Source organism: Pseudoalteromonas rhizosphaerae (genome assembly GCF_902498845.1).
GTDB lineage: Bacteria > Pseudomonadota > Gammaproteobacteria > Enterobacterales > Alteromonadaceae > Pseudoalteromonas > Pseudoalteromonas rhizosphaerae.
Window position 1 is genome coordinate 82,628 of record NZ_CABVLM010000003.1, and the last position, 12,234, is coordinate 94,861.

The window sequence follows — 12,234 nt, forward strand, 5'->3', positions numbered from 1 at the left end:
TTTATATTTCACAGCACAATTAAATTGCACTAAGCCCATGTAGCTTAATTTTATCAAGTAACTCTCTGTTACTAGGTAATGTTGAAACTGCTTGCTGAATCATATGTTTATTTTTAGCAAATTGACTCTGTGCAAATGTTTTATCATTTAATAAGTGAGGTGAGTTGCTGTAATCACTTTTAAAGCCCATTCCATACAAGACATACTGATAGCTTGCAGCAGGAAACACTTCATTATTACTCGCAAAATCATAATCAGCAGGAGCGCGATATTGCCAAAGTTGCATTAAATCTTGCAAGCTTTGTGGGATCGTTTGAGGATCGCGATTATCTATCCAAAACGCATTATCGGTGCGCTTACTCAAAATATAGTGCAGCTTTAAAAAGTCGATTATTTTCCCCCAGCGGTAGAGAAATGTATCGTTAAAGCGTTTCGCTGTAATGTCCATTACCTCGCGAGTCGGTGGCAATTGCTCACTAATCATTTGCGCTGACATCTCAACTAACACAAGAGCAGACGCTTCAAGTGGCTCTAAAAAGCCAGCAGACAATCCAACAGCAACACAATTATTTTGCCAAAAGTGACTGCGATGGCCACTTTCTATCGGAATTTTTCTGATTGTCAGTGAATCAATCTTATCGCCTATATAGTCGGCAAGTCTTGCCCTTGCTTGCGATTCAGTACTGTGTTTGCTCGAATACACATAACCAACACCACGGCGATGTTGTAAACCTATGTCCCAGATCCAACCTGCTTCTTGCGCCGTCGAGATGGTATGTGAAGCGATTGGGCTACTGTCATTTTCATAGGGTACCTGTACTGCTAAAGCCGTATCTATGAATAAAACATCACGATAGGATTTGAACGGCACTTGATAATGACCTCCGAGCAATAACGATGAAAAACCACTGCAATCAACAAATAAATCGCCACTTATATTTCCGGCCTGCTTTGTTGTTAAACTACCTATATCACCATTTTCGATGCTGTTAACTTTAGTAACATCCGCTAAAATATGGGTTACACCTAAATTTTCGATGCAGTGTTTTTGTAAAAACACTGCAAATTTAGCTGAATCTAGATGATAAGCGTAATTGGCGACAGCGCCATATTCAGGCGTTCTGATCGTCTTTGGCGCAAGACCTTGCTCGCAAAGTGCTTCTTGAAAACATACCGCATTAGAAAACGATGATGATTGCTCGCCATCGTTTAACCAATATCCTGCCATATCTGTTTTAGTAAATCCTTGCGGTAAAACCAATGGGTGATAATAATAATCATCTTCGCCACCATCCACCCATTGTGCAAACTTAGCACCTTGTTTAAAACTAGCGTCACACTCACGGATAAAGTCGGTTTCACTAATACCCAAAGCGATTAAAGTGCTGCGCATTGTTGGCCAAGTACCTTCACCAACGCCAATAATTGGTACGTTTGGCGATTCGACTAACGTGACCTTGACGCCAACGTCCGTATTACTCTTATGCTCTGCAGCCAATCGCCCCGCAGTTAACCAACCCGCAATACCACCACCGACGACAATCACTGTGTTTATGCTTTTTTCTTGTTGTTTCATTTTAATACTCGCGTGGATTACAATTAAAAGTGACTTTTAATCAATACATAAAAGTCACTTTATTTACCCAATTAATGCCTAGAAATTACCGCGAATACCGAACATGAAACGTCGACCGCTGTCTTCAATTTGTAGCATTTGATTAGCAAAACGACCTCGTTTGTGAACATACTCTTGAGTTAGATTAATGCCTTCAATAAAGACTGTGACGTGTTCTGTTAAATCATAACTAATGTTCGCATCAAGCTGTGCATAGTCTTCTACAATAGTTACACCATCACCATTAAGTTGACTTAACGATTGCACAAAGCTGTCTCGCCAGTTGTAAGCTAAGCGAGCTTGAAAAGAATCATTTTCATAAAAACCTACCACATTATATGAATCACTTAAGCCTGTAAGAGCAAACACTTGAGTAATATCTGCAGCATCTAACTCTTTGTTACTATCTACAATAGTGGCATTAACCATAAAACCAAAGCCACTGTCGAAAGTATGCTGTAGAGCAACCTCCCACCCATCAACAATTGCTGATTCACTGTTATTTGGTATGGTATTGGTAAACACCGCCGTGGTGTCTGCTGGATCTGGACTATCAACATCATTACCTGTGGAAGGATCAGTAAGTAGACCGCCACCGGGCAGTTCAAAGGTTAAGTCTTCAGTGGTATTGATAATGAAGTTAGCAACATTTTTTCTAAAATAACCTGCCGATACATAACTCGCATTGCCGTAGTACCATTCCAGAGATAGATCTAAGTTATCAGAAGTAAAAGGAGCTAACGCTGGATTACCAGAGCTGGATGTTAAATTGCCACCTTGGCGCGTTGTTTCTATCACTGTTACCGGTGACATACTATCGAGCGTCGGCCGAGTGATTGTTTGTGATACCCCAGCACGGGCAATTAAGTCATCATTGATTTCGAGCTTAAGACTAAAATTAGGTAAAATGGCTTCATAGTCAGAATTAGCTGAAATAGATTGAACACTGCCATAATTAGCTAACATTTCTGTTTTATCTAAAATTGACAATGAGTTAACTGGTTCATCGCTTCCGTTCACTTCAACATCTGTCGTTTCATACCTAAACCCAGCTGAGGCAAACAAGGGCATACCCGCAAGCTCTGATTCAAAATCAAATTCGCTATACAAAGCAATTGTGTCTTCTGTTATTTCAAATGACTTATTACGCTTTACTGCATCAAAGCTAATTGGCTGCCCATTTGCAGCGGCATATTGCTCAAGATAAGCAAAGTTTGCTTCACCATCATGTGCAAGCCAAGATGTTGGCATACGACCACTGCCACTGACGTTATCTAAAAAGTCATCGCCGGCATCAAATACAAACTGTGCGAGTCCGTCCATACTAGGCATATCTGGGTAACCACAGAAAGTACAATGTATACCTACACCTTCATTATCCCAACGTTCAAGACTTTTAGTTTCGGATGAATACATTGCACCAAATTTTACGGCTACAAGACCCGTATAACCATCGTTGTACCATGTACTATCCCAACGAAATTGATCAACGGTATCTTCGACCGCCCAGCCACGACGCAACATAACATGAGCTCGGCTATTTGCCGGATCTAAATGATTTGAGACCCCATCAGGGCTAATTGCCGGGTTATATGCGCTGCCATCTAGCTCCTGTTGACCACTGTAAATACTGTCATCAGCCGATGCAAACTCACTCGCATAAGGTAAGATCCCTTGATCAACTTGAAAGCGCACACGGTTTGCATAACCAATCAAAGATAACTGATCACCTCGGCCATTATTTGCTTCACGCTCAGCCTTTGAATGACTTAAATCAAAATTCATTTTTAAATTATCGTTTACGTGCCATTGTAAATTAAGCCCAAGCGCACTGGAGTTTGTTAAACGATCGAATTTTTTAGCGTGCATATCCGTTGCAAGCCCGACTTCTTGATAAAGATCAATCACCGTGCCATTTTCGTCAACAGTTGGTCCATCAGCATTACCAAACCCTTCTAAATTGGGTGCAGTAAACCAGTGTCCATAAGACGTTGTATCGGCTTCAACATCAAAATCAGAATACAGTGCATCGCCAGTAATCACTACATCATCAGACGGGGCATATTGAATAACTAAATTAGCATTGGTGCGAGTGCGCGTCTCTGTGGTTACTTTATGATCATAATTACGGGGAGAAAAAATATTGCCAGTATAAGCTTGTCCGCTTTGTGTTTGCGGCTTAGGCACGCCAACATTTTCTAACCAGCCATCTACTTGTGCTTGATTTAACCGGGTTCTACGTTCTTGACGTGACACAGCGAATAACAAACCTAGGGTATCGTCATTAAATGTATTACTAATTAATCCTGATACCTCTGGCGTTGTTTCTTCACTATTGTCGTCATAAATACCTTTTATGCTGCCGGCTACTTTAAAGCCATTAATAGCAAATGGACGAGCGGTATTTACATTGATTGTTGAGCCTATACCGCCTGACTGCTTTGTTGCGGTTGATGTTTTAAATACATCTAAACTCTTTACCAGCTCCGACGCGATAGTATCAAAACTAAATGCTCGGCTTTGGTTTTCAGATGCCATTTGGCGGCCATTGACTAACACGGTATTAAATTGCGGGCCGAATCCCCGTACCGTGATTAATTGCCCTTCCCCGCCGGAACGGTCAATCGAAACACCGGTGATACGTTGCAATGACTCAGCTAAGTTAGTATCGGGGAATTTACCAATATCTTCTGCTGAAATAGAATCGACGACTCCACCCGCTTCACGTTTAGCATCCATTGCGCGTCCAAGTGCTCCTCTTATTCCTCTTACTTCAATTATTTCAGGTCCTTGTTCTGCGGTATCGGCTACTGCAGGTAGTGTAACGCTACTAAGCACTGCGAGTACGGCACTCGCCACCCCGTTTTTTTTATAATTAGTCATGTTGTCATTTCTCTCGAAGCGTGGATCTATCGAAATAGATATTTGCCCATCTTCGCTGACATGTGATTGCAAGCCTGTCCCTGCAAGTAAACTATTTAATGCAGTTATTATTGAATACTCACCAGTAATATTATTAGTCTGCAACTGTTGGATTTTATCCAACGGAAACAACAAGGTAATATCAGCTTGCTCTGCAAAATTAATCAGCGATAGATCAGCCCTTTGTCTTGGAATATCAAACATAATCTTGCCATTTTTGGTATTTGCTTGAGCCTCTGTATTAAACAAAGTAAAAACCAAAACCAGTACACAAAAATGAAGCTGAGATGTTTGATATTTCATGTGCATGGTTTTTCGCCATACACAAAACAAAGACGAGTGAGTTTTTATTTTCCCCCATAAATATTTTCGATTATTTACAAATAATATATATTTTTGACTAGTCATACTGAAAATTGCTAAGCCTTTTTGTTTTTATTATTACTAAAATACAACGGCGAAATATTCAATTTTGAATAATGTTTCGCTTGCAAAGTAATTGCTGTTTTTATCCGCTAAACCCATTTCTAAAATTGCTGCATATCGTCAATTAGAACAAGTAATTAAAAAGTTCAAATCGTATTTAAAGTATCTATTTGGGTGTAAATATCTAAGTACTTAGTGATGTAAATTAAGATAATTTTTACGCTGTTTTTTTAACAACCAAAGAAGCACCATACGATGCTAAGTAGCTTAGCGCCTAGACCCGAACTCTTGATTGCTAAAAACTGTAGTACAATTAACACTGTAATTACAAGCTTTAAGCAAAACGAGAAATAGATCGGTAAAGGGCAATGGGGAACGTTATATTAAAAAAATGCGATTAAATGGTTTTTGCCTAGTGGATTTTTTTATCTCAATCGTCTTACTAAGTATTGGCATAAAAATAATAACAGCAGAGCTAAATCCGATGAGAAAACGTTAATGACGAAAGACACACTACTTCACAAGGCTTATTTAGTCTCAAGAAAAAGCATTTCGCGAGTTGTGGCTAAAATTGTGCCACCTCATGAAATTGAAGATATTGTGCAAGAAACGTATGTGCGTATATGCAAAATTGAAAACAGCGACAATATTAACTCTCCCAAGTCATTTATCTATAAAACTGCGCGTAATTTAGCATTAGATTATCAAAAACAGGCCAATATACGCTTGGTCGACGGTATTGATAATATGGAAGCGCTTGAGCAACTTCTGTGTGAACAATACAAAGATGAGATGTATGAGAGCACACTTACCGATAATGAATTTTCGAATTTTTGTGAAGCCGTAAGATTGCTTCCGATACAGTGTCGAAAAGTATTTGTATTAAAAAAAGTGTATGGCTATTCGCAGCGTGAAATAGCAGCACAATTGGAGCTTAGTGAAAGTACCGTGGAAAAGCATATTGCAACAGGCATGAAAAGATGTACGCTGTTTATGCGTCAATCAAATAAAAGCACCTATAATGAGCCAGCCCCTTCAGCAAACCTCAGTGCAGGAGGCAAATATGAGTAACATTCATCAGATCCATCAATCTTCCCAAGATAGTAATCAAGTTGAAGATGAACGCTTAGATCAAGCGAGTGAGTGGCTAGCCAAACTTGACCGAAACCTTAGCAGCGATGAAAAAGAAGCACTTAAAGCTTGGCTTGGAGATTCTTACAAAAATGTTGAGGTTCTGCTAGAAGTTGCACAATTGTGGGATAAAATGAGTGAGTTAAGTCGTTTATCAGACTTATTTCCACAAGCATCAAAACAACAACAAAAACTCCCTGTGTGGTTAGGCGCAATAGCAGCATCCATTTTATTGGCTGTTGCGCTTAGCTTTTTTCAAGAAACATTTAATTTTTCGCTGTTTAACCAAGCGAATAAATCTGCGGTAGTAGCAAAACAATTAAACTTTCAAACTGCGATTGGAGAAAGTAAAGATATTATTTTGCCTGACCAAAGTAAAATAACACTCAATACAAATAGTTTTGTCCATATTAAATACACTCCATCAGCCCGAGTAATCAATCTTCTTCGTGGTGAGATCCATATTGATGTCGCACATGATACCTCACGGCCTTTGAGTGTCGTCACTGGTAATAAAATAATCCAAGCCGTTGGAACTGCGTTTAATGTAGAGGTAAACAATAAACAAATAGAACTTATTGTTACCGATGGAAAAGTATTAGTTGCTCAGCAGTATACAACCGCTGTACCTAACCTCTCAAATAATGGCACTTCTAGAGTTGCAAAAGATGTATCGCTGCATTCCACGCCGGTATCAAAGGGTGAGAAACTCAATTTAGACTTTAAGGGTGAAATTACCAAAAAAGTTGAAAAAATTGACGCGATTGATGTGGCAGCAAACTTATCTTGGCGTCAAGGGAGTATCATTTTCAGAGGCGAATCACTTAGCGACGCAATGACCGAAATTAGCCGCTATACCAATATTAACTTTGAGCTTGCTGATGACGAACGTTTGAAGCAAGTACACGTTGCAGGCATGTTCAAAACTGGCGACGTTAAAGGTCTACTCGAAGTGCTTAATAATAACTTTAATATTAGTTATGAAAGAGTCAGCCCCGATAAAATCATGTTAAAATATGCGTCGCCTCACACTACTATATAATTCGTTACAACAATAACCAGGTATATCACCATGACAACACCTTTATCGTCGGGCAAGATTAATAGCCCGAATCACTCTTTATCAACAAACACCCATTCTCTACTTTACGTTATATTTATATCTGGCGTTGCAGCAATTGGTGGCTTTTTATTTGGCTTTGACTCCGGGGTTATCAACGGCACTGTGTCGGCGCTTGGCAAAACATTTAATTCAAGCAGCGTCGCAACAGGGTTTAATGTTGCGTCGGTATTACTGGGTTGTGCTCTTGGTGCGCTGATTGCGGGCCCGCTTGCTGATAAATTTGGCCGCCGCTCAATTATGATCATCACTGCAGTAATCTTTGCCATTAGCGCGTTTGGTTCAGGCATTGCAGACAGCTCCGCTGAATTTATTTTTTATCGTCTATTTGGTGGTCTCGGTATTGGCGCTGCATCTGTATTGGCACCCGCTTACATTGCTGAAGTCGCACCTGCGGCTTTGCGTGGACGATTAGCAACACTGCAACAATTAGCGATTGTACTTGGCTTATTTGCTGCTTTTTTAAGTAATTACCTGATTGCTTCGGCGGCAAACGGCGCTGAAGGTATTTTTATTCTTGAGCTGGCGGCTTGGCGCTGGATGTTTTGGGCAGAACTTGTACCTGCAGGATTATTTCTGTTGGGAGTATTATTTATACCAGAGTCGCCGCGTTATTTAGTTGCCCAAGGCCAATTAGAAAAAGCCAAAGCTGTATTTAAAAAAATATCTAATGATGATGCCCAATCACAAATAAACGATGTTAAGCAGTCACTGCATGGCGATAAAAAACCAAGTATTCGTGACTTATTTATTGACGGTAAAAAGAAAATACACCCAATTGTATGGGTTGGTATCGCTTTGTCTGTTTTTCAGCAATTTGTAGGCATTAATGTGGTCTTTTATTACGGCTCTGAGCTTTGGCAAGCAGCGGGTTTTGATGAATCACAATCTTTATTCATCAATGTATTAGCGGGTACTACCAATATTTTATCTACTTTTATAGCAATTGCGCTTATCGATAAAGTAGGCAGAAAACCATTATTACTAGTAGGTAGTATTGGTATGTTTATTAGTTTAAGTGCATTAACTTATACCTTTGGTAGCGCAGGCCTCGATGCGGCAGGTAAACTTGCATTAACTGACAGTATGGGCACGTTTGCACTTATCATGGCTAATCTCTTTGTGGTATTTTTTGGCTTAAGCTGGGGACCTGTTGTATGGGTACTATTAGGCGAAATGTTCAATAATCGTATTCGAGGGGCTGCTTTAGCTGTTGCAGCAAGTGCGCAATGGCTTGCCAACTTTACAATTACCATGACCTTCCCGATTATGCTCGGTAGTATTGGGTTAGCTGGTGCCTATGGGTTTTATGCTATTTCGGCCTTTATTAGCGTATTTTTTATTGTTAAATATATAAAAGAAACACGTGGTATCAAGCTAGAAGCCATGTAAAAGTTGTTTAAAATGGCGAATGTATTTATTTCGCCATTTTTTGCAACTAAGACTCTACTTTAAGTAATTCAACTTCAAATATAAGTAAAGAGGCTGGAGGAATACTGCCAACACGTTTTTCACCGTAAGCTAATTGGTGAGGGATATAAAAGGTGTATTTATCGCCTTCACTCATCAGTTGCAGGCCTTCAGTCCAGCCTTTTATTACCTGATTTAAACCAAAACTGATTGGGCTATTACGCTCAACAGAACTGTCAAATACACTGCCATCTAGCAAAGTACCGTGATAATGCACATTCACCATGCTAGTTGGGCTTGGTCTTGCCTCACTACCACTGCTGCTAACAACTTTATATTGCAGACCAGATGCGGTCTCAATAACCCCTTCAACCTTGCTGTTTGCCACTAAAAAGTCGGCTTCGATTTGCGCATTAGCGACCGCTTGTTGCTTTACTTTTTTGCTATTTTGAAAAATCAAAAAGCATAAAATGGCGATAATAATCGCCAAAATAATGTTGATCATGATTATTCTTTCTCGTGTTCTTTTTCGTCGTTATCGCCATTAACGATATCTGCAATTTCACTTAAACGGGCTAAGGCAATGCCGTTAACTGAGTTTTCAGGATATTGCCCGTCGCTCAACTCGCCTGCTGCAATATCCATCAGTAAATTAAGCGCTTGGTCAACCGTTTCAACTGCATAAATATGAAACTTGCCAAGCTCTACTGCATTGAGGATCTCGTCATCAAGCACTAAGTTTACTTGATTTGATTTAGGAATTATTACTCCTTGCGCAGACGTTAAACCACGCATTTTGCAAAGCTTAAAAAACCCTTCAATTTTTTCGTTTACACCGCCAATGGCTTGCACGTCACCGTGCTGGTTAATTGAACCAGTCAGTGCAATTGACTGGCTAATAGGTAAGCTAGTAATTGCAGAAATAAGCGCACACAACTCAGCTAATGACGCACTGTCGCCATCAATGTAGCCATAACTTTGTTCAATGGCGATATTAGCACTGAGCGTTAAACTAAATTGCTGCGCATATTTATTACCTAAATAGCCAGTCAGTAGCATGACACCTTTGGAGTGAATGGCTTTACCCAGCTCAGCTTCGCGCTCAACGTCAATTACCCCATCCGCACCAGCGTAAACCGTGGCGGTGATCCGTGCCGGAGTACCAAAAGAAGTATCGCCAATGTGTAATACTGTTAAACCGTTTACTTTACCTACAGCATGACCGTCGGTGGCAATTAAGGTATGCCCTTCTTTGATATCGCTGAGCATATTTTCGCTAATTTGCCCAGTACGATATTGCTTGCCTTCAATCGCTTCATCAATATGATGGGCATCAATTAAAGTTAAGTTATCTTGCTTGGTATAAAAGCTGGCTTCTGCCACTAGCTCTAATACATCAGCAAAACGAGCTGAAAGCTTATTGTGGTGTTCTGCTTGGCGGTAGCTAAATTTCAGTAATCGTGCCATCGCTGACTCAGTTAGACTACACTTTAGCGTCTGCTCACAGTACTCAATCACTTTAGTGATAAATTGATACTGTAATTTATCACTGCTTGGCAGGTAATAATCAAAATCGGCTAACACTCTAAACAGCTCAGCAAACTCTTCGTCATATTCACCGATGGTGTAATACAACTCACGCGAGCCGAGTAAAATAATTTTTACATCAAGCGGGATCAACTGTGGACGCAAGGTAAAGCTACTGCCAACAGCACTATCTTGATACGGTAAATCATTTTTGATTTGATGAGTTTTTAATGACAACTTTAAACCATCCCACACTTGTGGATTAGCCATCACTTTTTCAGCGTCCATAATCAAATAACCACCGTTAGCGCGATGCAGTGCCCCCGGCTGAATCGATCGATAACTGGTGATCAATGAGCCTTGTGAAGTAGCATATTCAATTTTGCCAAAAATATTACCAAAGGTAGGATTTGGCTCATACACCACAGGGGCAGCATCACCTTCTTTAAATTCAACTAAAATATTAGGTGCAAAAAAGTCGGTAAGCATCCCTTTACGGTCAAAATCTTCTTTGTTTTCGTCGCTAACATCTTCATCATCGAGCCACTCAAGTACCGCATCAATAATTTCCACGCGGATGTCTTTTAGATAGCGTAATACTCCAATGTGCGCAGCATATTTATGTTCAAGATCTTTTAGTAATGGCTTAGTAGCCAGCTCTGCGGTGGATTTTTTTAAATTACGGAGTTTTTCAGATGATTCACGTTTCCAACGAGGCAACTCAATCAGTGCCTCAATGAGTGCATCTTCGAGTTTTTCAATTACTTCATAAAATTGTTCACGCAATTCATCATCAAGCTCAGCAAATTCAGCATCGCTTAGTTGTTTGCCATCAATCAGCGGGGCAAATCCAACCACACTTTTTTCTTCAATTAAGGCAACACTTTGCTCAAGCGCGGCAATTTCCACAGCAGTAATTGCGCTATCGTAAGCGTCGTTAAATTCACGGTCGATTTTTTTCTTTTTACGCTGGTACGCTGGGTTATCAAACGCTGCAGGAAAGGTGTCGAGTACTTCATCAATAAATGAGTCAATATCATCAGCTAACTGTTTACTTTGACCTGCTTGTAAAAACATTGCGATAGGCTCGCGGTGGTCGTCATAATTATTAACGTATAACCACTCATTTGGTGTTGGCCGGCCTTTGCTGTGTGCTTGAAGTTTATCTTTGACTAAGGTAAACCGACCATGCGCGGCCTCCCCCATTACATACACATTGTAACCAGGTAATTCCATCCCTAACGAGAAATCAAGCGCACTTTGCGCCCGCTGTTGACCTATGAAAGTCAAGGTTTCAGGGTATGGATTGTTCATGCACGTTTGTACATGATTAAGTGAAATTGTCGGCGCAAGGGCCGACACAGATAAAGGCAGCAGTTTCTTCGTCATTCTAACTTCTTTTTATACCAACATATTCGTTGATTTTGTAAGGTGGCATCAGTGCACTAAAAGGCACTGTTCACTAACTATTTAAGGTTGTAGTGCCTTGCGGCTAAAGTAGATACCATCACATTGCGAACACGCTGTAATTTGCGTAGCGTGGTAAATATCATAACTATATTGGCAATTCTTACATACTAATGTGCCCATGGCTATCCATTCGCCTTGGTGATATACCCCATTGTGCTTAAAATCTTGATTTAATGCTTGCCACTCAAGTTGAGTTTTGTCTTCGATATGTGAAAGTTCAAACCACAAAGACTCTTTAAGCTCTTGCCATGCAAGGGAACCATAGTGTTGATCGTGCTCTTGGATGTGTTCAATATCGCGCTTTAAATATTCACTGTATAAAGTTAATTTTTCTTGTCCTAAATCTTTTAGCGCTTGTTCAGATTCAATAAACTTATCCATCGCATCTTTTAGTTCATGATCTTTTACGTCTTTCAACCATGTGCTCAAATCTGTTAACCACGTCTTATAATCAGCCATTGTTTACTCCTTCAGAACTGTGTTTAGCGAACCTATACCTTACACAAGTATAGGTTAACCTGCCCTGAAAACTAATTTCATATAAAATCCACTGATTTGACGCTGTGATTAGTGCTTTTTTTGGGGTATCCTAACGGCAATTTTTTATTAGTTT

At 40.0% G+C, this 12,234-nt stretch carries 8 protein-coding genes; 3 read left to right on the plus strand and 5 right to left on the minus strand.

All coding sequences use genetic code 11. The annotated features are described in order from the left end of the window. Positions 1 to 19 precede the first annotated feature (19 nt). Together PSR9079_RS05695 and PSR9079_RS05700 are read right to left on the minus strand one after the other, a co-directional pair. Positions 20 to 1,576, minus strand: a complete 1,557-nt coding sequence (locus PSR9079_RS05695) for a tryptophan halogenase family protein (RefSeq protein WP_145240572.1) — start codon at positions 1,574 to 1,576, stop codon at positions 20 to 22. Between the two features lie 78 nt (positions 1,577 to 1,654). Beyond that, entirely contained in the window at positions 1,655 to 4,945 is a 3,291-nt protein-coding gene (locus PSR9079_RS05700) for a TonB-dependent receptor (RefSeq protein WP_149980729.1), read from the minus strand. 516 nt (positions 4,946 to 5,461) lie between these two features. Between PSR9079_RS05700 and PSR9079_RS05705 the strand changes: the two genes are divergently transcribed. Genes PSR9079_RS05705 through PSR9079_RS05715 form a run of 3 tightly spaced genes read left to right on the plus strand, consistent with a single transcriptional unit; the run spans position 5,462 to position 8,606 of the window. Further along, positions 5,462 to 6,034, plus strand: a complete 573-nt coding sequence (locus PSR9079_RS05705) for an RNA polymerase sigma factor (RefSeq protein ID WP_145240567.1) — start codon at positions 5,462 to 5,464, stop codon at positions 6,032 to 6,034. Next, positions 6,027 to 7,136: a FecR family protein gene (locus PSR9079_RS05710; RefSeq protein WP_145240565.1), complete on the plus strand. Its 1,110-nt coding sequence runs from the start codon at positions 6,027 to 6,029 to the stop codon at positions 7,134 to 7,136. The genes PSR9079_RS05705 and PSR9079_RS05710 overlap by 8 nt, the downstream gene beginning before the upstream one ends. 30 nt (positions 7,137 to 7,166) lie before the next feature. Further along, the gene (locus PSR9079_RS05715; RefSeq protein WP_220493069.1) at positions 7,167 to 8,606 is read left to right on the plus strand and encodes a sugar porter family MFS transporter; all 1,440 of its coding nucleotides are present in this window, start codon (positions 7,167 to 7,169) and stop codon (positions 8,604 to 8,606) included. Between the two features lie 46 nt (positions 8,607 to 8,652). Here the strand turns inward: PSR9079_RS05715 and bamJ are convergent, their stop codons facing one another. From bamJ to PSR9079_RS05730, 3 genes are all read right to left on the minus strand, one after another. Further along, entirely contained in the window at positions 8,653 to 9,129 is a 477-nt protein-coding gene (gene bamJ / locus PSR9079_RS05720; RefSeq protein ID WP_149980730.1) for a BamJ family beta-barrel-assembly machinery protein, read from the minus strand. Positions 9,130 to 9,131: 2 nt separating this feature from the next. Further along, positions 9,132 to 11,540: a Lon protease family protein gene (locus PSR9079_RS05725; protein ID WP_145240561.1), complete on the minus strand. Its 2,409-nt coding sequence runs from the start codon at positions 11,538 to 11,540 to the stop codon at positions 9,132 to 9,134. A gap of 81 nt (positions 11,541 to 11,621) precedes the next feature. Then, positions 11,622 to 12,080 (minus strand): zinc ribbon-containing protein, encoded by a 459-nt coding sequence (locus PSR9079_RS05730; protein ID WP_145240558.1) that lies wholly within the window; start codon positions 12,078 to 12,080, stop codon positions 11,622 to 11,624. Positions 12,081 to 12,234: the final 154 nt, after the last annotated feature.